Raw genomic sequence first — 23433 nt, forward strand, 5'->3', positions numbered from 1 at the left:
TAGTAGCTCAGTCAGGATTTTGGGGCGGCTTGTTCGGGCTCACTGCAACGCCCGAAGAAATCATAATACTCAATGGCTTCGAGAATACCCGCTGCAAAATGACGCTCTGCAAAGTATATTCTGTTCACATCCTGCAGCAGTGACACTTCCTCATGATGACGGTTTGCCACTACTACGGCAAGGGTGTTGCCGCGCATCATATCCTCATCAGCACCTGAACCGCCGGCTACCAGGATCTTGTCCAGTGAAATATCCAGCTGCTGGGCGACAAAACGAAGAGCCTGCCCCTTGGAAGCTCTCGACGGCAAGGCATCAAGAAATTGACCGAAAGAAGTGACAATATTTGTAGTTAATTCGTGCTGGCGGAGTATTGTATTGATCTCGTCAACCGATGGCGCCTCATTCGGGTTCCAGAAATAAGACAATTTGGTCGGAGACTGTTCTTTCCTCGCCTGGAGGCTCAATCCCGGTATATGGCTGAGAAACTGCGCGACGCGACGTGGTGACCAGTGGTGATCTATGTGGTCCGCCCACACCTCGTCTTCTACCAGTTGTTGTCCATAATGGATCCGGGTACCGAGGCCACTAATGAGAATATCGGGTCGCGGAATACCGTGTTTTTTCATCACCGCCAGAGCTGAATCGATCTGGCGCCCGGTCGCGATGACGAAGGTCACCTGCTTCCGTCTGGATCTCACCAATTCCACGAGTTCCCGCAGCGCGGCTTCATCTCCGAGAAGGTTCTGGTCGAGATCTGTTACCAGCATGCGGTCCCGGTAGCGCAGGGCGCCGGGGACTGGTTGGGTTGGAACCTGTATGCCTCGCTCAGTCGGCAGCTGCCTGAGGCTGTCTACATAGGCCTTTGCATGTGCAGACCAGGAGTAATTTTCCCGAACGCGCGCTATGCCGTTCTGCGAAGCCTTTTTCCACCGCGCTGTGTCAGCGATAAACCCCAGAATCGCGTCACTTATCTGCTCCTTGTCCAGAGGATCAACCAACTCCCCGCACTGGCAGTTGCGGATAATATCGACTGGCCCCCCGTTCTCTGTTGCCACCAGGGGCAGTCCGCTGGCGGCAGCTTCAAGCAGGGTCAGACCGAAAGGTTCGGTAAGCGCGGGATTGACAAACACGCCGCCACTGGCGGCCGCCATGCGATAGATTGCCGGTACATCCTCCGGGGCATGATTTTTCGGCAATGCGACCTTGCCGTAAAGGTTGTAAGTGTCGACGGTGACCAGGATATTCATGAACGTATTCTGCGCACCTTCGTCCATATCGCGAATATCGTCGCGATTGCCGGCAACAATGAGCAGGTTGGCCACGTCCTGCAATTTGGCTGATTCACCGTAGGCTTCCATCAGGGTTGTAATATTCTTGCGTTCATCAGGCCGTGACAAGGCAAGAATGAGAGGTTTATCCGGTTCACAAAGGAACCGGTCAACCTGACTTTTGAATTCAATTTTCTCTTCGGGTTCATAGGGCCTGAAGTGGTCGATGTCAGTACCCGGCGGGATGACCACCATACGCTCGGGATCATAGTAATTGTAGAGACTGTATTGCTCTTCAATTTCCTGATGCGTGCTGTTCACCACCATTTCGGCGTTTGCCAGCGTCTCTTCCTCCGCGTCGATGCGGCGTTCCATGTGGTAGGTATTTTCGATGTGATCGCGAGATACGCCGCGAGCAAGCAGGCGTTTACGCTTGTCACGACCCAGCGAGTGACCGGTATGTATGAGGGGGACCGCGAGAAGATTTGACAGCCGCACTCCCACATAACCCGCATCCGCATAGTGACTATGTACAAAATCGGGGCGACGGTCCTGCTGATTGAGGAACTCGACCAGATTATCGGTGAAACTGTCGAGATGATCCCAAAGCTGTTCCTTGGCGATGTATTCCTCTGGACCACAATCGATGCGCACGATGCGGGCCCCATCGCACAGTGGCTCAAGTTGACGGGCATAATCCTGGCTGATTGAGGAATCTGTCAGGCGCCTAGTCACCAGATCTACCTGATCCACATCCGGGTGTGCAGCAAGGGCGCGTGCGAGGTCTACAACGTACTTGGTTTGACCGCCGGTATCGGCGTCTCTTCCCAGTTCCAGTCTCTGCCCGCGGATGAGCCCGTGGACACTCAACATACAAATGTACAAGCCTGGCAATTCGATACCTGCTGTGGCGGTTAATGCACTCGTTTGTTTACGAGTCGAACCAAAAGCATAGCATTTTACTGCGGGAGTCTCAGGAATCTTAGCTACAACAGTCCATAAACAGGCCTGTCGGCGAAATTCGCCTTTTGTCGTTGGTCTTTGCTGACAGGATATCCAACAATGGGGGCCCGGGCTGGAATCGATGGTACGGCATTCCGGCCGGCGTGCACGCTTCTGAGCTTGGGATGAACTTGAAATAATGGAGGCTCGGGTCGGAATCGAACCGGCGTACACGGAGTTGCAGTCCGCTGCATAACCACTCTGCCACCGAGCCATCGCGACTGAGAACCAGTCTAGGGAGATATTGGAGCGGGAAACGGCCGGGGTGGCGCACCACTTCGAACTCCAAAACCCTCAATGCATCGGTTAAATGCATCAGGGAAAGTGGAGCGGGAAACCGGGTTCGAACCGGCGACCTCAACCTTGGCAAGGTTGCGCTCTACCAACTGAGCTATTCCCGCACACATCGCGTTTATGCCCACCGCCGTGGTCACGGGAATCAATGTCGATTCCCGCTTCAAGCCGCGTCCCGCAAGGCGGTGCACGTTCAAGAGGCGCCTATTGTATGCACCCGGGGGCCGGTGTCAACACAAAATCAGAAATAATCTCGCAAGCGACTGAATTAAAACGAATTATCGCGCTCTTTCATCACCACCCAGGCGGCTTTCAGGTAGATAAACATGGACCACAGGGTGAGGACGGCGGCCACATACAGCACCACGTAGCACAGGGCCAGTAACCAGCTTTCATTGGTGGCCGGATCAATGGCCAGCAGAGCGGTTATCGCCACCATCTGGAACGCTGTTTTCACCTTGCCTACATAGGATACCGCAACCGAGGTTCGGGCTCCCAGTTCCGCCATCCACTCGCGCAGCGCGGAGATCACGATCTCCCTGCCGATGATGACGCAGGCTGCAAGGGTAAACAGGGGTGTACCGTGGCGTTCCACCAGCAACACCAGGGCGACCGCGACCATCAGCTTGTCGGCCACCGGGTCCAGGAAAGCGCCAAAGGCGGTCATCTGGCCCAGCTTGCGCGCCAGGTACCCGTCTATCCAGTCGGTGATCGCAGCGAAGCCGAACACCCCTGCAGCCACCAGCAGGTGATGTTCGAAAGGTGTGTAAAACACGATGGCCAGTACCGGGATCAGGCATATCCGCAGTAACGTCAAGGTGTTGGGTATATTGAATTGCAAGCCCCTAGTTCCTTTCCCCGTCATCACCTACATCGTGCAGGTGATCGTAAATCTGTGCTGCCATTGTGGCACTTATTCCGGAAATTTTCTTCAACTCTTCCACGCTGGCGTTGACCACGCCCTGGGCGCTGCCAAAGTGGCGCAGCAGCTCCCTGCGGCGCCTGGCTCCCACGCCGGGGATATCCTCCAGCAGGGAGCGTTGCCTGGCCTTGTCACGGCGGGCGCGGTGACCGGTGATCGCAAAGCGGTGGGCTTCATCGCGTATCTGCTGGATGAGGTGCAGGGCCGGGCTGTCTCCCGGCAATTGTGACTCACGGCCGGTGGCCCCGTCTACGAGGGTTTCGAATCCGGCCTTGCGGGTGACGCCCTTGGCCACACCAATCACCAGCACACCATTGATCTGCAACGCTTCCAGCACCGACATGGCCTGGGCCACCTGGCCCTTGCCGCCGTCGATAAACAGGATATCCGGCTGTGCGCCCTCCCCTGACTTGATCCGCCGGTAGCGACGCTCCAGGGCCTGTTGCATGGCGGCATAGTCGTCGCCACCGGTTATACCCTCGATATTAAACTTGCGGTAGTCACTTTTGCGCGGTCCGTTCTGGTCGAACACCACGCAGGAGGCGACCGTGGCCTCGCCGGAACTGTGGCTGATATCAAAACACTCCATGCGCTCGGGCATCTCCGGCAGCGACAGCAAGTCCTGCAGGGCCTGGAAACGGGCCTGTACGGTTTGTTTGCCGGCCAGGTGGGCCTGCAGGTTGGTCTCGGCGGTTTGTACCGCCAGCCGCAACCAGCGCGCCCGGGCATCCCGTACCCGACTGCGCAGTTTTACCTTGCGCTGGGCCTGCACTTCCAGCGCCTCGGCCAGCGCCGGGCTGCTCTCCGGTTCCTCGTTGACGATAATCTCACCCGGAATGGCCCGGGTGCCGTTAAGGTAGTACTGGGGAATAAATGCCGCCAGTACCTCCCCCGGTGTTTCCTGCAGTTTCAGCGGCGGGTAGTAGGTCTTGCTGCCCAACACCCGTGCCCCACGCACAAACAAGACCTGGACACAGGCCCGGCCGGCGTCCACGGCTGCCGCGAGAATATCGAGGTCACCTTTCACGCCCTCGATACCCTGACTGGCCTGCACATGTTGTAACTGGGTTAACTGGTCCCGGTAAACCGCCGCTTTCTCGTACTCCAGGTCAGCGGCCGCCTGTTCCATGTCATCCGCCAGTCGAACCATCAGTTCCTGGGATTTGCCGCGCAGGAACAGCCGGGTATTTTCTACCTGCGCGGCGTATTCTTCTTCCGACACCAGGTCCACACAGGGCGCGGTACAACGATCAATCTGGTGTTGCAGGCAGGGTCGGGACCGATTGCGGAAATAGCTGTTTTCACACTGCCTGACCTTGAACACTTTCTGCAGGAAATGCAGCGACTCGCGCACCGCACCGGCACTGGGATAGGGACCGAAATACTGCCCCTTGCCCTTCTGTGCGCCCCGGTGCAGGGAGATGCGCGGGAACCGGTCCGCCGAAACATGGATATAGGGATAGGACTTGTCGTCCTTGAGCAGGATGTTATAGGGGGGCCGGTGGTTCTTTATCAGGTTGTGTTCCAGCAACAGGGCGTCGACTTCGGTGGAGGTCACTGTCACCTGGATATCGTGAATCCGGCTGACCAGGGCCAGGGTTTTGTCGGTGAGTCCGCTGGCGCGAAAGTAACTGCCCACGCGGTTCCTCAGGTTTTTCGCCTTACCCACATAGAGCAGTTTGCCGTCCTCAGCATACATCTGGTACACACCGGGTCGCGTGGTCAGGGTCTTGAGGAATGCTTTGTGATCGAACTCAGTCACGTCAACCGCCGTAAATTCGAGGCTCGGGCTCCAGGGCAACACCAAAGCGCGCTTGCACCGAAGCGACGATTTCGTCCGCCAGGGCAAGCAACTCGGCACCGGAGTCACTGGCATAATTAACCAGCACCAGGGCGTGTCCGGGATGAACCCCCACCCCCCCGCGCCGCTGGCCCTTCCAGCCGGCCCGATCGATTAACCAGGCGGCGGGAATCTTGGCCCGGCCACCGCTTTGCGGGTACACCGGCAAATCGGGGTGCTGACGTCGCAATGCCTCCACCGCGGCAGCCTTTAGCACCGGGTTTTTGAAAAAACTGCCGACATTGGGCTCACGTGCCGGATCCGGTAGCCGCCTGCTGCGCACATCCACCACCGCGCGAAACACATCCTCTGGTCGCGGCTCGCTGATACCGGCCTGCTCCAGTTCACTGCGCAGCGCCGGATAGCCCAGTTCCGGGCGCGGTCGGCGGGACAAACGCAGATCCACGGCGGTGATGACCAGCTGGTCGCGCAACTCGCCCTTGAACACGCTGTCGCGGTAACCGAAACCACAGTCCCCGGCCGTCAGAGTCATCGCCCTGCCGTTCGCCGTTTCCAGCGCATGCACCGCCACCACAAAGCGATCCAGTTCCACCCCATAGGCGCCGATATTCTGGATGGGCGCGGCACCGGCAGTTCCGGGAATCAGCGCCAGGTTCTCCAGTCCGTAGAGTCCAGCCTCCAGGGTACGCTGGACCAGCGCGTGCCAGTCATGGCCTGCAGCGACCCGTAACAGTACCTGCTCCCCCTGCTCGCTGAGCAGTTCCATATCGCTGCCACGGTGACAGACCACCAGGGCGTCCAGATCCCCGACCAGCACCACGTTGCTGCCCGTGCCCAGCGGCACAACCGGCAAGCCCTCGGCGCGGGCCCAGTCCAGTGCCTCGGTCAGTTGCACCGGCGATGAAACCTCGACCAGCGCCGTTGCCCGGGACTCGAGACGCAACGTATTGCGGGCGCGAAGGGACTCAGCGCGCAGTATCTGCACCGCATATCTCCCTCAGCAACCCCTCGCTGGCTGCCTCGACCATATCCAGCACGCGGGCAAAACCCTCATCGCCACCGTAATAGGGGTCGGGCACCTCTTCGACACTGGCCTCGGGGTCAAAGGGCAGGAACAGGCCGAGATGGCCAGCGAAATCCGGGGGGCACATGGCCTTCAGGTCCGCCAGGTTCTGTTTATCCATGGCGAGGATGTAGTCGAAATCATCAAAGTCACTGACCTGGACCTGCCTCGCCCGCAGCGGGCTGAGGTCGTAGCCGCGGCTTGCCGCCTCGGCGGTGGCTCGCCGGTCCGGGGCGTGGCCGATATGCCAGTCGCCGGTGCCGCAGGAATCAATGCGAATCTGCTGTTCCAGCCCGCGCTCTTTTACCAGCGCTGCGAACACGCCGTGGGCGGTGGGCGAACGGCATATATTGCCGAGGCAGACGAACAGCACACGGGTAGGCCTGGATTCACTCATGACCCTGCTCCAGTCGTCGACGCACCGCTTCCAGGTCCTCGGCGGTATCCACGCCGGCGGGCACCGCCTCACAGGCCGGCGCCACATGGATACGCTCGCCGTGGTACAGGGCGCGCAGTTGTTCCAGTTGTTCCAGTTGCTCCAACGGCGCCGGTGCCCAGCCCACATAGCGGTGCAAAAATCCGGCGCGATAGGCATAAATGCCAATGTGCCGGTACCAGTCGCCGGCGGGCATGTCCACGGTCGGGTCGGCAAAGGCTTCCCGCGGCCAGGGAATCGTGGCCCGGCTGAAATAGAGAGCCATGCCGCGGGCATCGGCCACCACCTTGACCGCGTTGGGGTTGCGCAACTCCTCCAGCCCCCTTACCGGTTCGCTGAGGGTTGCGATGGCGGCGGCCGGGTTGGCCGCCAGGTTGGCCGCCACCTGGCCGATCAGCGCCGGCGGTATCAACGGTTCGTCGCCCTGCACGTTGACCACGATCTGCTCATCGTCCCAACCGCGCAGGGCAGCCACCTCCTGCAAGCGATCGGTGCCCGAGGGGTGGTCGGGGCTGGTCATACAGACCTCGGCGCCGAAATCCTGTGCCACCTGTTGAATTCGGCTGTCGTCGGTTGCCACCACCACCTGGCTGGCGCCTGCCCCCAGGGCCTGCTCCCACACCCGCTGTATCATTGGCTTGCCGACAATATCCAGAAGCGGTTTGCCGGGAAGCCGGGTAGAGCCGTAACGTGCGGGTATCACTACTGCAAAAGACATGTGTTTACCTTATCGGGTCGTCAGGATCGGGCCAGCGCGGCGATGTCATCGACCACCCCCGGTGGCAGGCTCGCATCGATTCGCAGGAACCAGGCATCCGCTCCGACCAGTGAGCGACATTTTACCGCGTCTTTTTCGGTCATGAGAATTGTCCGGCCCCGCAGTTGCTCAAATTCCTGCGCGCTGTACTGGTGGTGGTCGGGAAAGGTTCTCGCTTCGAACGCGATACCGAGGGTGCCCAGGGTGGCGTAAAACTGGTCGGGCTGGCCGATACCGGCCACGGCCACAATGCCCTCCCCGCTGGTGAACGCAGGCAGGGGACGCTCCTCACCGGAAACGAGATTGACCCAGGCCACGGGCTGGTAGCCGACACTGCTGGCGGGGTCCTGGCCACCGCGGTACAGCACCCGGTTGACGCACCGAAGCCGGGAGAGGGGTTCCCGCAGGGGACCGACCGGCAGGCAGTGGCCGTTTCCGGTGCCGCGCCGGGCGTCGAGCAGGGCCAGTTCGTAGTCACGCTGCAGCGCATAATGCTGCAGCCCGTCATCGGCGAGCACCACATCTACCGGCTGGGCTGCCAGCAGCGCCTTCACGGCTGCACTGCGGTCCGGATCGACCATGCAGGGCACCCCGGTGCGCTGGTAGATCAGCAGGGGCTCATCACCACACTGGGCGGCGGAGCTGTCTGCTGATACCTGGTGGGGAAACTCGTTGCCGCTGGCGCCGTAGCCACGGCTGACCACGCCGGGCTTCAGGCCCCTCGCCTGCAGCGCCTCGGCCAGGGCAATGATCACCGGGGTCTTGCCAGTACCGCCGACGGTGATATTGCCCACCACAACGACGGGTTTGGGGGCTCGGTAGGAAGACAACAGGCCTGAGCGGTATAACCAGCGGCGCACAGCGGCCACCGTCCGGAACAGCCCTTCAAGTGGCAGCAGTAACCAGAGCCAGGGGGCGCCGCGATACCAGGCCGTCTCCAGACCGCCAGCCCGGGCAGTCATTAATCGGTAAATTCCTGGTGATAGAGCTGGGCGTAGATCCCTTCGCCCGCCAGCAGCTCCGTGTGAGTACCCATCGCCACAATCTGGCCGGCATCCATCACCACAATACGGTCGGCTTTCTCCACCGTGGATAGCCGGTGGGCAATGATAATGGTGGTGCGATCCCGGGATATCCGGTCCAGTGACTGCTGGATACGATGCTCGGATTCGTTGTCCAGGGCCGAGGTCGCCTCGTCCAGGACAATCACCGGCGCATCCTTGAGAAAGGCCCGGGCGATGGCGATACGCTGGCGCTGGCCGCCACTCAAGCCGCCGCCGTCATCACCCAGCGGCGTGTCCATGCCCGCCGGCATAGCCTCAATGAAATCTTTTGCATAGGCTGATTCCAGGGCCTGCTCGACCGCATCCGGCCCTTTGTCAGCCAGGGTGCCATAGGCAATGTTATTGAACACCGTGTCCTGAAACAGGGTGACATTCTGGGACACCATGGCCAGTTGCTGGCGCAGCGATGACAGGCTGTACTCTTGCACCGGAATGTCATCCAGCAATATCTCACCGGCAGAGGGCTGGTAGAAGCGGGCCAGCAATTGCACCATGGTGCTCTTGCCGCTACCGGAACGCCCCACCAGGGCCACCGTCTCGCCGGGAGCAATGTCCAGCGACACATCCCGCAGGACCTCGGTGTCACTGCCCGGGTAGGCAAAGCTGACATGACGATAGGATATCGCCCCCCTGGCGCGGGTCACTTCCCTGGTACCCTGGTCAACCTCCTCTTCCTGGTCCAGCTGGGCGAAGATATCTTCCGCCGCGGCGAGGCCGCGTTGAATCACCGACTGGATACTGGACAGCTGGCGAATGGGCTTGCCCAACTGCCCCGCCGCCGTCAGGAATGCCACCAGCGAACCGGCAGAGAAATCCGCCAGCAGGCTGGGTTTGAGGGCAAACCAGACCAGGGCCGCCAGGGACAGGGCCAGCAGAGTCTGGATAACCGGCGTGCTCAGGGCATCCAGGAAGGCCAGCTTCAAGCTCTGTGCCCGGTTGTAGTCACTGGCGGAATGGAAGCGCCGCGACTGTTGTGCCTGCCCACCGAAGATACGCACCTCCCGGTAGGCGCCGATACTTTCGTTGGACACCTGGGTAACGTCGCCCATGGACGCCTGGATGCGCCGGCTGTAACGGCGAAAATGCTTACCCACCACACTCACCACGAGGGCAATCGCCGGGGCCACGGCAAGAAACACCAGGCACAGGCGCCAGTTGAGGTAGAGCATGTAACTCAATAGCGCCACCACCGTCAGCCCCTCCCTGACGATAATTTTCAGGGCCTTGGTCACCGCACCCGACACCTGCTCCACGTTAAAGGTGATCTTGGAGATCAACACGCCCTGGCTATGACTGTCGTAGTAGGCGCTGGGAGCCACCAGCATTTTGTCAAACAGTTCGCAACGCAGGGTGTGGATCAGGTTTCGCGCCACGTGGTTCATGAAATAGGTGCCGACGAAAAAACCCATGGAGCGGATAAACGCCAACACCACCAGGCTGATCGGAAACGCCAGCCGGGTGAATTCCAGCTTGTCCATGCCCTCTTCGTAAAACAGGCCATAGGCCACCCTCGATACCAGTCCCGAGTCCGCCTTGTCGGACTGATTCAGGGCATCAAGCAGGAACTGCATCATGTCTGCGAGCAAGACATTGCCCAGGGAATAGACGATGTATCCCGCCAGGCTGAGCGCAAACACCCACCAGTAGGGCACCACGTAAGCCAGCAAGCGACCGTACAGCTGCCAGTCGCTCATATGGCCGGCGCGCACGGGGTGCTGTTGGCGGGAATCCCTAGCCATCGGCCTGCCCCCGGGTGGGCTGACGCGTGGTGATACTCAGGTGAACAAAGCCCATCTGGCCCGCCGCATCCATGGCCCGCACGACATTCTCATGGGTGGCCTGGGCGTCGGCGGTAATAATCATGGGCAGGGTGGTGTCACCTGCCGAGATCTTGTAGATCGCCGCCTGCAGCGTGCGCATGCGATTGTCCACCAGTCCCTGGCCATTCACCCGGTAGCGGCCGCTCTCGTCGATCAGGATCTCGATCTCTTCGTTCTGGACCTCCCTGGGCTGCCCCTGGGCCTCGGGCAGGTCGACGCTGAGCTGGGTCTCCCGGGTAAACGTGGTGGAAACCATGAAGAATATCAACAGCAGGAACACCACATCGATCAGTGGTGTCAGGTTGATATTGACATCATCGAGGCGCTGGCGGCGAAATTTCAAAGGCTGCCTTCCACGTTCTCTTCACTGTGCAGGGCATCCACCAATTTGATCGTTTCCTGCTCCAGTTCAACCACGATGCCGTCGATCTTGCCGACGAAATAGCGGTGCATGGTCAATGCCGGAATCGCCACCGTCAGTCCGGCAGCGGTGGTGATCAGGGCCTCGGATATACCACCGGCAAGCACGCTGGCATTGCCCGTACCCTGGGACATGATCTCGGCAAATACCCGGATCATACCCACCACCGTCCCCAGCAGCCCCAACAGGGGGGCGATGGCGGCAATGGTGCCCAGGGTATTCAGGTAGCGCTCCAGGTCATGCACCACGTGCTGGGCAGCCTCCTGGATGCTCTCTTTCATCACTTCCCGGCCGTGGTAGGCATTGCTCAGCCCGGCGGCAAGTATTCGCCCCAGAGGCGAGGACTGCTTCAGGGTTTTCAGCCGGGCAGCATCCATTTCACCGGCCTTGAGCTGTTTCCACACAGTCGCCAGCAAATGGGGCGGGGCAATTTTTTTCGGGTTGAGGGTTATAAGTCGTTCAATACAGATCGCCAGCACCACGATGGAACACAGTACGATCAGTACCATCAACCATCCGCCAGCCGTCAACAATTCCAGCACAGGGACATCTCGCCAGTTTTTCTTAGAGAGCCCCATTATACGCACAGGCCAAGGAGTGACGGAACCGCGGAAAAGTCACATCCACCAGGCTTTGTATCCTGCGCGGTTAGCTGTTATTGACAGGGCGCCTGCGGGGCCGATTCTGAACTGCAGCGCTCCCTGTCCGGCGGTCTGGTAAACAACGGCACCGGAACGTTGCAAGCGGGCCAGGACCTGGGGGTGAGGATGACCGAAGCGGCTGGCATAGCCGGCAGCGATCACCGCCACCTCGGGCGCCACCCTGTTCAGCCAGGCCTGGTAGGTGGAGGTGTTACTGCCGTGATGGGCCACCAGCAATACCTCGCTGCGCAGTTCTCCCCCCCAGTAGCGGATCAGTTCCCGCTCCTGTCTTTCGCTTATGTCCCCGGGTAGCAGTATCCGTAATCCCGGCGTTACGATCTGCAGCACACAGGACGCATCGTTACCCTCCTGGGGCCCGGAAGGTGATAGAAAGCGAAACCGGGTTCCCCCGGGCCAGCTCCAGGCTGCACCCGCCAGACAGCGCCTGGCGCGCGCATCTGACGCTTCTCCCTGCCACAACCGGTCCACCGGCATGGCCGCCAGCACGCCTTTGAGGCCGGCACTGTGATCCAGATCATTGTGGCTGATGACCAGTTCATCAATTCTCTCCACGCCCGCATGACGTAACCAGGGCAAGACCACGGTCTGGGCGAGATTGGGCCCCGCCGGGTTACCCCCGCCAGTGTCGTAAAGCAGCACCCGGCCTGAGGCGCGAAATACCACCGCGGTGCCCTGGCCCACATCCAGCACGTCCAGTTGCGGCTCCACCCTGGCAGCGGGCCTGGCCAACAGCAGCGGCAGGATCATGAACAGGCCGCCGAGGCGCCAGCGCATGGTGAGTGGCATGACCAGCAATGCGGCGCCAATCAATGCCACCACTGTGGCGAGAGTGCCACCGGCGACAGGCAGGAATAATGCAGCCTGCCGGTCGATAAGTCCCGCAGCCGGCCAGAGGGTATCCAGCGGTTTTGCCGCCATCTGCCAGCAGGCTGCCGCCAACTCGCCGGCACCTGCGAGGGCCAGCGATGCGCCCAGCAGGGACAGGGGAATCACATACAGACCCAGCAGTGGAATCATCAGCAGGTTCGCCAGCGGAGACACCCAGCTGCTGCCCCCGAACCAGAGGGCGCCCATCGGTAACATTGCCAGCGCCATCGCCAGTTGCGGCAGCAACACCCGGCCCAGGCGCCCTCCCCGCTGCCAGCATCCGAGCCAGAGCAGCGTCGCCACCGCACCGAAAGACAGCCAGAAGCCGGTCCCCAGAAAGACCAGCGGGTTTATCAGCGACAAGAGCCAGGCGGCCAAAAACAGACTATTAAAGCCCGAGTTCCCCCGCCGCAGGGCGCGGGCCAGCAAAAAGCAGCCGAGCATCACCAGCGCTCGCTGGGTGGCAACCGAAAACCCGGCCAGGGCAGCGTAAGCCAGAGCCAGGGTGAAAGCCGCCACCTCGCTGACTGGATAGCGACCCTGGCCAACACCCAGGGACCCGAGGCAGGCGCTGGACACTTTTCCCAGCCAAAAGGCCAACCCGGCTACCAGGGCCACATGCAGACCGGAAATCACCAGCAGGTGGTTAATCCCGTAGTGTTGAAACAGCTGCCACAAGCGATAATCGATCCCGCTTTTGTCGGCAACGGTAATCGCAGCCAGCACCGCAGCGGCGACATCCGACAGATCGGCCTGGCCGATGGCATTGCTGACCCTGGCGCGCAGCCGGTGATGCCAGGCTGAGAGCGCCGGCCCGACGCCGGCGACAGGCGCGCCCCCGGCGCTGCGCACCGTTCCCACGGCGTCGATACCGCTCAGTGCATACCAGGCCTGCATGTTGAAAGATCCCGGATTGGATAGCCCCCAGGGCCGGCGCAGCCTGCTTTCAAATCGCCACCACTGGCCGGGCTTTATTTCCCTGTCGCCGTAGTAGGACAGCAGAACACGGCGGGGAGCGGCGCAATCCCGCGGATGGGCGCGGTCCACCAGGAATTCGAACCGCTGGCGCAGTCGCCCCTCTGCCACCGGGGAACGCCGCGGCAGGCTGGCTACCTGACCTGTCAGGGCGATGGACCGGCCGTGGCATGACACAGGCAGGCGCTGCTGCAACTCAAGCTGTCCCCGCAGTGAACAGACCAGCAGTGCGACCAGCAGCCCGGCCCAGAACAGACGTCCGCGCAGCACCAGGATCGCGACCGGCCCGCCGAGACATGGCCACAGCCACGGGGGCAACAACCAGGGGGAAAAGGCCAATAACACCGTGGCCGCGAGCCATCCGATCATCCATGAGCGCATCTAGAGAAGCCGCCCCGTTGCGGGCATAATAGCCGGCCCGGTTCACCATCCTGCTACCTGTGTGCCCGGGCCACCTGCACAGTGAATCACGATGCCGGGTAAAGCGACACACCAAAAACGGTCAGGCGGGCAATGCCAAAGAAAACCCTCAAATCCATCACCCCCAGCGTCGAGCGGATGCGCCAAATCAAGTCCCTGCGACTGCTCGGTAACTGGATCTATGCCGGGAACCTCTGGCATATCAATCGCTACTCCGCCTCCATGGCGTTCTTCGTCGGCCTCTTTATCGCCTTCATGCCGATTCCGGGTCAAATGCTGGTGGCCGCCGCACTGGCGGTCCTGTTTCGCTGCAACCTGCCACTGTCGGTGGGTCTGGTATGGATTACCAATCCGGTAACGCTGCCGCCCATTTTTTTCCTGGCCTACAAGCTGGGAGCGATGATCATCGGCGTACCCCTGCAGCCGCTGAAATTTGAACTGAGTTTCTACTGGCTGACGCACCGGCTGGAGGACGTCTGGCAACCGTTTCTGCTGGGATGCCTGCTGTGCGGCCTGTTTTTTGGCTCCCTGGGTTATTTTGTGATCAACATCCTGTGGCGCCTGCGGGTAGCGCGGATGATGCGGGAGCGCCGGCGACGGCGACGACGGGCAGGAAAGCTGTTGGCGGAGGCTGAAGCAGCGAAACAGGAGGAACCGCGGGCTAACGTTCCTGATTGAGCACCGCGGCGGGAGCCAGCCGGGCGGCCCGCCGGGCCGGGTATATCGCTGCAACCAGGCACATCGCCAGCGCCACCCCACTGACCGTCAGCACATCACGCAACAATAAGTCCACGGGAAGAAATGACACCGGGTACACATCCGTGTTCAGGAAGCGCACACCCAACAGTTGCTCCAGCCCCGCCACCATGCCGGGTACCAGCTGGCTCAACAGTGCGCCCAGCAGGCTGCCGCAAATGACGCCGACGGTGCCAATCATCGCTCCCTGCAGCACAAAGATCCAGGCGATGTCAGCGCCGGAGGCGCCCAGGGTACGAAGAATGGCGATATTGTCCTGCTTGTCGAATACCACCAGTACCAGGGACGACACGACATTGAATGCCGCTACCGCAATAATGGAAAACAACAGGATACTCACCAGGTCGCGGGACAGCTGGATTGCCGCATAGAGGTTGCCGTGAGTCATCATCCAGTTGGTGGCGTAGTGCCCCACCGGCAACTGGTTTACCACTTCCCACGCTATGCGCCTGACCTGGAATAAATCATTGCTTGCCAGCCGCAGGCCACTGACCGCGTCATCCAGGCCGGCGAGCCGGGAGGCGGTGTCCAGGTGCAACAGGGCGACCCCCTGGTCAAGCTCGGTTCCGGTCTCGACAATGCCCGCAAGATAGAGAGATTCGAAGCGCGTGGGGCCGGTATCACCGGTCAGTCCGCCACCGGGGACGATGAGGGTCAGGGTTTCCCCGACCCGGGCATTGAGGCGGCGGGCAATGCCGACCCCAAGCACCAGCGCATCTGCCCTGCGAACAAACGTCGTCCGCTCGGCAGTCGACAGCAATGCCAGCAGTGTGTCACTGCCGGGACCCGCCACCTCCACGCCGATGCCCTGTGCCGTTTCGATGTCTGTACCGCGCATAAACAACGCGTCGAACTGGGTAAACGGGCTTGCCTGCACCACCTGCGGATGCTGCTGGACTTCATCCCGGCGGGTGCGCCAGTCCGCCATTGGCTCATGGGAGTAAACACTGATGTGCGGCACCAGTGACAGAATTCGCTCGCGCATTTCCCGGTCGAAACCATTCATGACCGACAACACCACGATCAACAGCGCAATGGCCAGCACCAGGCCCAACATGGACAGGGACGACAAGAATGTCGACAAGTGCCCGTGGCCATGGGCAAACGTGTAGCGCCGTGCGACCCGCCTGCGCTCAGCCCAGTTCAACTGCGCAACTCCAGGCGCCCGTCCACCAGCTCAAGGGTGCGGTGCATATGGGCGGCAATCGCCGGATCGTGGGTAACGACCACGAATGCCGAACTGAGTTCGCCCAGTGCGTCTATCAGGGCCAGCACCTGGGCGGCGGAATGGGGATCCAGATTGCCGGTGGGTTCATCCATCAGTACACAGTCCGGCTCGGTCACCAGTGCCCTGGCAATCGCCACCCGCTGGCGCTCGCCCCCTGACAACTGCGCAGGCCGATGATCCAGACGGTGCTGCATGCCGACGTTTGCCAGCATGTCTGCCGCCAGCCCGAGGGCCTCCCGCCGCGCGTGGCCACCGATGATCAATGGCATGGCCACATTCTCCCGGGCATCAAACTCCGGCAGGAGGTGGTGAAACTGATAAACAAACCCCAGATGCCGGTTGCGCATCTGGCAGAGTTTGGCCTCATCCAGCTGCGCCAGGTCCTCCGAACAAAGCACTACCTGTCCCCGGGTCGGCTTGTCCAGTCCACCCAGTAGATTGAGCAGCGTGGACTTGCCGGAACCGGACGCACCGACTATGGCGATCTTCTCCCCGGCTTGCAGTTCCAGTTCTACGCCATTGAGCACCTCAACGGAGCGGTCGCCGTCGCGATAGCTGCGGCACAGTGAATGGCACTGCAGTACCGGCTCATTCATAGCGCAGCACCTCTGCCGGAGCCACCCGCGCAGCCCGACGGGCCGGATACACCGTAGCCAGCAGACTCAACAACAGGGATGCCGTTACCACGGCGATCACATCGGACCACATCAGCTGCGAAGGCAGTTTTGAGATAAAGTACACGGAGGGGTCGAACAATTTCACTCCCAGTAGATTTTCGACGAACACAGTAATAGCGGAAATATTCAGGGACAGGAATACCCCGAGGACTGCTCCCAGGCTGATGCCGACTGCCGCAAGTCCCAGACCATGGGCGACAAAAATCGCCATAATACCCCCTGCCCTGGCACCCATGGTACGTAACACGGCGATGTCGCGGCGCTTCTCCGCCACCGACATCACCAGCGTGGAGACGATGTTAAACGCCGCCACTGCCACCACCGAAAGCAGCAACAGGCTCACCATAATCTTTTCCATCTTAACCGCTTGAAACAGCGACCCCTGGGTCTGGCTCCAGTCCTTCACCCCAAGCTCCGGCGGTAACAGCCGGGCCACAGTAGCCATGGTTTCCGGTGCGGTGTAGAGGTTATCTGTTTTCAGCTGCAGGCCATCAACGCCGCTGGCGGGCCCCAACAGTTTCTGGCCACTGCGTAAACCGATGTAGGCCTGGTAGGAATCGGGCTGGGCGCCCACTTCAAATATGCCTGTGACTGTCAGGCGTTTGCTGCGGGGAAAAGCTCCCAGAGGGGTGAGCGTAAGCCGCGGCACGGTGACCTGCACACTGTCTCCCAGGCGGACCCCGAGCATCCGCGCCAGTGAGGCCCCCAGTACAACCGAAAAGCCCGGTTCTTCAAGGCTTTCCAGGCTGCCCTGGATCAAGGCTGCGGGAATTTTTGAAACCCGGGCCTGTAATTCCGGGTCAATAGCCGTCAGCACCGCGCCGCGCAACGTCCGCCCGCTGGCCAGGATCACCTTGTCGGAAATATAGGGGGATACGGCCAACACCGAATCCAGCGATTCAATCCTGCTCGCCAGCGACCGCCATTGCTCGATGCCCTCATCCCCACTGACAAAACCGTGGGGTACCAGTGACAGGATACGGCCTCGCAACTCACCGCCGAAGCCATTCATCACCGACAGTACCGTCAACAGGGAGGCGACCCCCAGTACCATACCCAACATGGATACCAGGGCGATTACCGAGGTAAAGCGATTGCGCTTGCGGGAAAAACTGTAGCGCAGGCCGATAAAAAGGGCGTAATTACCAGTGGCGTGGCCGCGGGCACTCAAACGGGCAGCAGTCCGCTACTTGGTATCAGCGGGATAGTAGAGCCCGGGATTATCGCGGCCGGCTTCACCGTCTCGAGTTTCCTCGTCACAGCGTTTCGGGTCGCCGCCGCAAATGTCGCAGGAGGTATCGATACCCAGCGCGCCCATGCCGCCGCAGGAGCCTTTTATGGGCCCGCGGCCCATGATGACACCCACGGCCATTGCTGCCATAACAATGCCGATAAAAACTGCGGTGATCAGAAAAAGGCTCATAGTCATCCTCCGTAAGCTCGGGCTTACTGTTGTCGGGCCGGGGCTTCCTGCAGGTAGGGCGCAAACGCCTCGCTATAACGGCTGCTGAAACCCTGTCCTTGCCGCTGAATCAAATATACCGCCAATCCCTGTGCCTGCGCTACCGTGAGCGCTTCCTGCTCGCCCAGTACCGTGAGTGCTGTGGCCCAGGCGTCGGCGAGCATGGCACTGGGGTGGACAACAGTTACCGAGACAAGTTCATGTGCCACCGGCTGGCCACTGCGCGGGTCGATACTGTGGGAATAGCGAACACCATCCACTTCAAAGAAGTTCCGGTAGTCGCCGGAGGTAGCTACCGCGACATTACCCAGGTAAATGGTGCGTGCAATCCCCATTTTCCCGACTTCGGGTTGTTCAATGGCGATACGCCAGCTATCGCCCCGTGGGCTGTGCCCGGACAGACGCATCTCCCCGCCCACTTCCACCATGTAATTGCTGATGCCCTCGCCGGTGAGATAGCGGGCGATTTCGTCAACCGCAAAACCCTTGGCGATGGAAGAGAAATCCAGGTATACGTCGGTATCCTTGCGCAGCCGTTGTCCCTCTCCGTCCACCTGCAGATAGTCCTGCCCAACCCGCGCCATAGCGGAGTTGATCGCCGCCTCCGCAGGAGGTTCGGGCGCCTCTCCGGGCGGACCAAACCCCCACAGGTTGACCAGCGGGCCCACCGTGACATCGTAGGCACCACCGGACTGCCAACCGATAGCCATGGCTGCTGACAGCACCTGGTAAAAGCCATCGGAAACAGGGAACCATTGACCGACCTCACTGCGATTGAAACGCGATATTTCAGAGTCCGCGCGGTACGTGGACATGCTGGCGTTGACCGACTCCAGCAGCGCCCCGACATCGGCCTGTATCTGCTGTTCATCCAGCGCAGAACCGGACGGCAGCAACAGGGTCACGGACCAGGTGGTGCCCATGGTCTGGCCGCCGAGTTTGAGCAGGCTGTCCTCGCGGGCACAGCCGGCAAGCGCAACCAGCAGCAATCCGAACAGACCGGCGCGGATGTAAAAAAGCCACTCGCAGGAGTGGCTTTTGGCTTGAGGAATGTTGCGCCGCATCAGCCGCCGAAATCGTCCAGCATGATGTTTTCCGGTTCGACACCGAGGTCGGTCAGCATCTGGATGACCGCCGCATTCATCATCGGCGGCCCACACATGTAGTATTCACAATCTTCAGGTGCCGGATGGTCCTTGAGGTACTCCTCGTAAAGCACATTGTGGATAAAGCCGGTCAGGCCTTCCCAGTTGTCCTCGGGCTGAGGATCAGACAGGGCAACATGCCATTCGAAGTTATCGTTTTCTGCCGCCAGCGTGTCGTAATCCTCCACGTAGAACATCTCCCGCAGTGAACGGGCACCGTACCAGAAAGAGATCTTGCGCTTGGAGTGGAGGCGCTTGAGCTGGTCGAAAATGTGTGAGCGCATGGGCGCCATACCGGCACCGCCGCCGATGAACACCATTTCGGCATCGGTGTCCTTGGCGAAAAACTCACCAAAGGGACCGTAAACGGTCACCTTGTCGCCGGGCTTGAGGCCAAACACCCAGGAGGACATCTGGCCGGGCGGGATACCTTCACTGCCGGGAGGCGGAGTGGCGATACGGATATTGAACTTGACCACGCCCTTCTCTTCGGGATAGTTGGCCATGGAGTAGGCGCGTATCACCGGTTCCTTGACGATGGATTCGTGCTTGAAGAAGTTAAAGTGCTCCCAGTCACCCCGGTACTCTTCCTCGATATCGAAGTCGGAGTACTTCACGTGGTGTGGTGGGCACTCCAGCTGCACGTAACCACCGGCGCGAAAATCGACGTTCTCTCCCTCAGGCAGACGCAGCGTCAGTTCCTTGATAAACGTGGCAACATTGGGGTTGGACTCTACCGTGCACTCCCACTGTTTCACCCCGAAGACTTCCTCAGGCACTTCGATTTTCATATCCTGCTTGACGGCAGCCTGACAGGACAGGCGCCAGCCCTCAGCAGCGTCGCGCTTGGTGAAGTGAGATTCCTCGGTGGGCAGCATGGAGCCACCGCCCTCCTTGATGATGCATTTGCACTGGGCGCAGGTACCGCCGCCACCGCAGGCGGAAGGCAGAAACAGGCCGGACTCGGACAGGGTCTGCAGCAGCTTGCCGCCAGCGGGAACGGTAATCGTTTTCTCGCCGTTGATTTCGATATTGACGTCGCCAGAGCTCACCAGGGAGGAACGGGCAACGAGAATAACCGCCACCAGTGCCAGCACGATGGCAGTGAACATCACCACGCCGAATATAATTGTCATATCCATATCAGTTCAATCCCGCTTAGATATCGATGCCGCCAAAGGACATGAAGCCCAGTGACATGAGGCCGACGATGATGAATGTAATACCCAGCCCCTGCAGGCCGTCGGGTACGTCCGAGTACTTCAACTTCTCACGAATACCGGCCAGGGCAACAATGGCCAGCGCCCAACCGACGCCGGCACCGGCGCCGAAGACAACGGACTCAGCGAAGTTGTAGTCCCGCTCGACCATGAACAGGGAGGCACCGAGAATCGCGCAATTCACCGTGATCAGCGGCAGGAATACGCCCAGCGCGTTGTAGAGCGCGGGCACGTACTTGTCGAGGAACATCTCCAGAATTTGCACCAGCGCCGCGATCACACCGATGTAGGACAGTAATCCCAGGAAGCTCAGGTCCAGGTCGGGGTATCCGGCCCAGGCCAGCGCCCCGTCTGCCAGCAGGTAGTTGTAGATCAGGTTGTTCACCGGAACCGTAATGGTCAGCACAACGACGACGGCGACACCGAGGCCAAAGGCCGCCTGGATCTTCTTGGACACCGCCAGGAAGGTACACATACCCAGGAAGAAGGCCAGCGCCATGTTCTCGATAAAGATCGAGCGAACGAACAAACTCAGCAAAGCTTCCATCTTAGACGCCCTCCCTCGCTACGGTGTGTTTGGACAGTTTGAAGTCAGGCTTCTCCACCTGATCTGTCTTGACGCTGCGCAATATCCAGATAAAACCGCCGATCAGGAAGAAGGCGCTCGGGGGCAACAGCAGCAGGCCGTTGGGAATGTACCAGCCACCCTCGGTCACCACCGGCAGGATATCAAAGCCCATCAGCTTGCCTGCACCGAACAGTTCACGGACCACCGCGACGCTGATCAACACCACCGAGTAGCCGAGACCGTTACCGATACCGTCCAGGAAACTGGGCAGCGGCGGGTTTTTCATGGCAAAGGCTTCGGCCCGGCCCATGACAATACAGTTGGTGATGATCAGCCCGACAAACACGGACAGCTGCTTGCTGATCCCGTAGGCGTAGGCTTTCAACAACTGGTCTACCACGATAACCAGGGACGCGATAATAATCATCTGCACGATGATTCGGATACTGCCCGGAATGTGCTTGCGAATCAGGGAAACGCCGAGGTTGGAAAACGCGGTTACAGAGGTCAGCGCCACGCACATCACCAGGGTGACCTGCAGCGAAGAGGTCACCGCCAGGGCGCTACAGACGCCGAGGATCTGCAGCGCAATCGGGTTATTCTTGAAAATCGGACTCGTCAGTGTCTCTCTTACAGTTTCCACGATCAGGCCTCCCCGGATTTCAGGTTGTTAAGGAATGGCTCGAAGCCGTTTTCACCCAGCCAGAACTCAACCAGGTTGGACACGCCGCGGGTGGTCAGCGTTGCGCCCGCCAGGCCATCAACCTGGTACTCGGCATTGTTGGCGCCAGGATCCACGGTACCCTTGATCACCGACAGTTCCATCTCGCCATCCTTGTAAACCTGTTTGCCTTGCCACAGGGATTTCCAGCGCGGGTTATCCACCTCGCCGCCCAGTCCGGGGGTTTCCTTGTGCTCGTAGAAACCAATACCCGCAACCGTATTGGCATCGCCTTCCAGGGCGATAAAGCCGTACAGGGTGCCCCACAGGCCGTATCCGTGAATAGGCAGGATAATCTTGTCGATATCACCGTCCGCGCCTTCAGCCAGGTAAACCAGCGCGTAGTGCTCACGGCGGAACACCTTGGCAATGTCCTCATCCGTGCTCAGCTTGTCGGACATGGATGAGTCCTTGGCGGCCGAGCGCTGGTCGTAACTGGCTGGATCCACCTCGTCGGTGAACTTACCGGTACGCAGGTCGACTACCCGGGTCGTCATCTGGGCGAACTGCTCTTCCACGCTGGCGCCCTCTTCCAGCATGCCCGCCGCCGACAGAATATTGCGCTTGCGGTCCAGGGACTGGTTGGCCTCTTGCGCAGGCTTCAGTACTACCGCGGCGGTGGATACGACGACCGAGCAGACAATGCAGAGAGAGAATGCAACGATCAGGGTCTTGGAAATGCTGTCATTACTGGACACGTGCAAGCCTCCTCTTGATATTTGCCTGAACCGCGAAATGATCCATCAACGGCGCGAACAGGTTGGCGAACAGAATAGCCAGCATGATGCCCTCCGGGAACGCCGGGTTAACGACGCGAATCAACACCGTCATCAGGCCGATAAGAATGCCGAAGGCCCACTTGCCGGCATTGGTCATCGCCGCGGATACCGGATCGGTGGCCATAAAAATCATGCCGAAGGCAAAACCGCCCGTTACCAGATGCCAGTACCAGGGCATTGCGAATGCGGGGTTGGAATCAGAACCGACCATGTTGAACAGGGTGCTCAGGGTCACCATGCCCAGGAAAACACCGAGAACAATCCGCCAGGAGGCGATCCGGGTTGCCAGCAGGATGAAGCCGCCTATCAGGATGGCCAGGGTAGAGGTTTCGCCCACTGAACCGGGAATCGTGCCCAGGAAGGCGTCAGCCCAGGAGAAGGTCGATTGCAGCGCCGCCATGCCGTCGGAAGCCACGATAGACAGCGGCGTCGCCGCCGTGTATCCATCTACCGCCACCCAAACCGTATCGCCTGAAAGCTGGGCCGGATAGGCGAAATAGAGAAAGGCGCGTCCGGTCAGTGCCGGATTGAGGAAGTTCTTGCCGGTACCACCGAAGACTTCCTTGCCGATCACGACACCGAAGCTGATACCCATGGCCACCTGCCACAGGGGAATATCCGGGGGACAGATCAGGGCGAACAGGATAGAGGTCACAAAAAAGCCCTCGTTAACCTCGTGTCCCCGTTTCATGGCGAACAGGACTTCCCAGAAACCGCCCACCACAAAAGTCACTGCATAGATGGGCACGAAGAACACCGCGCCGTACCAGAAACAGTGCCACAGGCTGCTGGCGTCGTAACCGCCGAGCAACTCGATCAACCAACCGCGCCAACCCTCCACGCTGGCACCGGCGGCCATCACGTCGGTGGCCTGGAAACCCAGGTTCCACATGCCGTAAAACATGGCGGGAAAAGCGGCCAGCCAGACGGTGATCATGATGCGCTTGAGATCAATCCCGTCGCGCACGTGGGCCGTACTTCTGGTTACCGAACCGGGAGAATAGAAGATGGTGTCCACTGCTTCATACAGTGCATACCAGTTCTGGAGCCTGCCACCCTCGGTAAAGTTGTGCTCGATACTGTCAAGAAACTTGCGCAATCCCAC

22 protein-coding genes and 2 tRNA genes are annotated in these 23433 nt (G+C 60.3%); 1 reads left to right on the forward strand and 23 read right to left on the reverse strand.

The window, feature by feature from the left end:
• Positions 1 to 11: 11 nt before the first annotated feature.
• From E2F43_RS10885 to E2F43_RS10945, 13 genes are all read right to left on the reverse strand, one after another.
• The gene (locus E2F43_RS10885; protein ID WP_133212507.1) at positions 12 to 2141 is read right to left on the reverse strand and encodes an HAD-IIB family hydrolase; all 2130 of its coding nucleotides are present in this window, start codon (positions 2139 to 2141) and stop codon (positions 12 to 14) included.
• Between the two features lie 269 nt (positions 2142 to 2410).
• Positions 2411 to 2484, reverse strand: a tRNA-Cys gene (locus tag E2F43_RS10890).
• A 111-nt stretch (positions 2485 to 2595) separates the two neighbouring features.
• Positions 2596 to 2671: transfer RNA gene (locus E2F43_RS10895), tRNA-Gly, on the reverse strand.
• A gap of 161 nt (positions 2672 to 2832) precedes the next feature.
• Positions 2833 to 3405 (reverse strand): CDP-diacylglycerol--glycerol-3-phosphate 3-phosphatidyltransferase, encoded by a 573-nt coding sequence (gene pgsA, locus E2F43_RS10900; RefSeq protein WP_238946856.1) that lies wholly within the window; start codon positions 3403 to 3405, stop codon positions 2833 to 2835.
• 4 nt (positions 3406 to 3409) lie between these two features.
• On the reverse strand, positions 3410 to 5248 hold the full coding sequence (gene uvrC, locus E2F43_RS10905) for an excinuclease ABC subunit UvrC (protein ID WP_133212511.1): 1839 nt from the start codon (positions 5246 to 5248) through the stop codon (positions 3410 to 3412).
• Between the two features lies 1 nt (position 5249).
• Entirely contained in the window at positions 5250 to 6272 is a 1023-nt protein-coding gene (gene murB, locus E2F43_RS10910) for a UDP-N-acetylmuramate dehydrogenase (protein ID WP_133212513.1), read from the reverse strand.
• Complete coding sequence (locus E2F43_RS10915; protein ID WP_133212515.1) at positions 6253 to 6747, reverse strand: low molecular weight protein-tyrosine-phosphatase; 495 nt, start codon at positions 6745 to 6747, stop codon at positions 6253 to 6255. The genes murB and E2F43_RS10915 overlap by 20 nt, the downstream gene beginning before the upstream one ends.
• Positions 6740 to 7504: a 3-deoxy-manno-octulosonate cytidylyltransferase gene (gene kdsB / locus E2F43_RS10920; protein ID WP_133212517.1), complete on the reverse strand. Its 765-nt coding sequence runs from the start codon at positions 7502 to 7504 to the stop codon at positions 6740 to 6742. Before kdsB ends, E2F43_RS10915 begins: the two co-directional genes overlap by 8 nt.
• 20 nt (positions 7505 to 7524) lie before the next feature.
• On the reverse strand, positions 7525 to 8505 hold the full coding sequence (gene lpxK / locus E2F43_RS10925; protein ID WP_133212519.1) for a tetraacyldisaccharide 4'-kinase: 981 nt from the start codon (positions 8503 to 8505) through the stop codon (positions 7525 to 7527).
• A complete protein-coding gene (msbA, locus tag E2F43_RS10930; protein ID WP_133212521.1) occupies positions 8505 to 10346 on the reverse strand; it encodes a lipid A export permease/ATP-binding protein MsbA in 1842 nt (613 codons plus the stop codon). The genes lpxK and msbA overlap by 1 nt, the downstream gene beginning before the upstream one ends.
• A complete protein-coding gene (locus E2F43_RS10935; RefSeq protein WP_133212523.1) occupies positions 10339 to 10770 on the reverse strand; it encodes an ExbD/TolR family protein in 432 nt (143 codons plus the stop codon). Before E2F43_RS10935 ends, msbA begins: the two co-directional genes overlap by 8 nt.
• Entirely contained in the window at positions 10767 to 11390 is a 624-nt protein-coding gene (locus E2F43_RS10940; RefSeq protein WP_165954272.1) for a MotA/TolQ/ExbB proton channel family protein, read from the reverse strand. Before E2F43_RS10940 ends, E2F43_RS10935 begins: the two co-directional genes overlap by 4 nt.
• A gap of 75 nt (positions 11391 to 11465) precedes the next feature.
• On the reverse strand, positions 11466 to 13721 hold the full coding sequence (locus E2F43_RS10945) for a DNA internalization-related competence protein ComEC/Rec2 (RefSeq protein WP_165954273.1): 2256 nt from the start codon (positions 13719 to 13721) through the stop codon (positions 11466 to 11468).
• Between the two features lie 144 nt (positions 13722 to 13865).
• On the opposite strand from E2F43_RS10945, the gene E2F43_RS10950 reads away from it, so the two are divergent.
• Entirely contained in the window at positions 13866 to 14450 is a 585-nt protein-coding gene (locus E2F43_RS10950) for a DUF2062 domain-containing protein (RefSeq protein WP_133212529.1), read from the forward strand.
• Here the strand turns inward: E2F43_RS10950 and E2F43_RS10955 are convergent.
• From E2F43_RS10955 to E2F43_RS11000, 10 genes are read right to left on the reverse strand one after another with little or no spacing between them, the layout of a single operon-like run.
• Positions 14434 to 15675, reverse strand: coding sequence for a lipoprotein-releasing ABC transporter permease subunit (locus tag E2F43_RS10955; RefSeq protein ID WP_133212531.1), 1242 nt, complete (start codon positions 15673 to 15675; stop codon positions 14434 to 14436). The two genes, E2F43_RS10950 and E2F43_RS10955, sit on opposite strands and share 17 nt — an antisense overlap.
• Positions 15672 to 16352: an ABC transporter ATP-binding protein gene (locus E2F43_RS10960; RefSeq protein ID WP_133212533.1), complete on the reverse strand. Its 681-nt coding sequence runs from the start codon at positions 16350 to 16352 to the stop codon at positions 15672 to 15674. Before E2F43_RS10960 ends, E2F43_RS10955 begins: the two co-directional genes overlap by 4 nt.
• Positions 16345 to 17604, reverse strand: coding sequence for a lipoprotein-releasing ABC transporter permease subunit (locus E2F43_RS10965; RefSeq protein ID WP_133212535.1), 1260 nt, complete (start codon positions 17602 to 17604; stop codon positions 16345 to 16347). Before E2F43_RS10965 ends, E2F43_RS10960 begins: the two co-directional genes overlap by 8 nt.
• A gap of 15 nt (positions 17605 to 17619) precedes the next feature.
• Entirely contained in the window at positions 17620 to 17856 is a 237-nt protein-coding gene (gene nqrM / locus E2F43_RS10970) for a (Na+)-NQR maturation NqrM (RefSeq protein WP_133212537.1), read from the reverse strand.
• Between the two features lie 23 nt (positions 17857 to 17879).
• A complete protein-coding gene (locus E2F43_RS10975) occupies positions 17880 to 18959 on the reverse strand; it encodes an FAD:protein FMN transferase (protein ID WP_133212539.1) in 1080 nt (359 codons plus the stop codon).
• A complete protein-coding gene (gene nqrF / locus E2F43_RS10980; RefSeq protein ID WP_133212541.1) occupies positions 18959 to 20182 on the reverse strand; it encodes an NADH:ubiquinone reductase (Na(+)-transporting) subunit F in 1224 nt (407 codons plus the stop codon). Before nqrF ends, E2F43_RS10975 begins: the two co-directional genes overlap by 1 nt.
• 16 nt (positions 20183 to 20198) lie before the next feature.
• Positions 20199 to 20807 carry an NADH:ubiquinone reductase (Na(+)-transporting) subunit E gene (gene nqrE / locus E2F43_RS10985; protein WP_133212543.1) on the reverse strand — a complete coding sequence of 203 codons (609 nt, stop codon included), beginning with the start codon at positions 20805 to 20807 and terminating at the stop codon, positions 20199 to 20201.
• A 1-nt stretch (position 20808) separates the two neighbouring features.
• Positions 20809 to 21471 (reverse strand): NADH:ubiquinone reductase (Na(+)-transporting) subunit D, encoded by a 663-nt coding sequence (locus E2F43_RS10990; protein ID WP_133212545.1) that lies wholly within the window; start codon positions 21469 to 21471, stop codon positions 20809 to 20811.
• 2 nt (positions 21472 to 21473) lie between these two features.
• On the reverse strand, positions 21474 to 22247 hold the full coding sequence (locus tag E2F43_RS10995) for a Na(+)-translocating NADH-quinone reductase subunit C (RefSeq protein ID WP_133212547.1): 774 nt from the start codon (positions 22245 to 22247) through the stop codon (positions 21474 to 21476).
• Complete coding sequence (locus E2F43_RS11000; RefSeq protein WP_133212549.1) at positions 22237 to 23433, reverse strand: NADH:ubiquinone reductase (Na(+)-transporting) subunit B; 1197 nt, start codon at positions 23431 to 23433, stop codon at positions 22237 to 22239. The genes E2F43_RS10995 and E2F43_RS11000 overlap by 11 nt, the downstream gene beginning before the upstream one ends.

The organism is Seongchinamella unica (assembly GCF_004354085.1).
Lineage (GTDB): Bacteria > Pseudomonadota > Gammaproteobacteria > Pseudomonadales > Halieaceae > Halioglobus > Halioglobus unicus.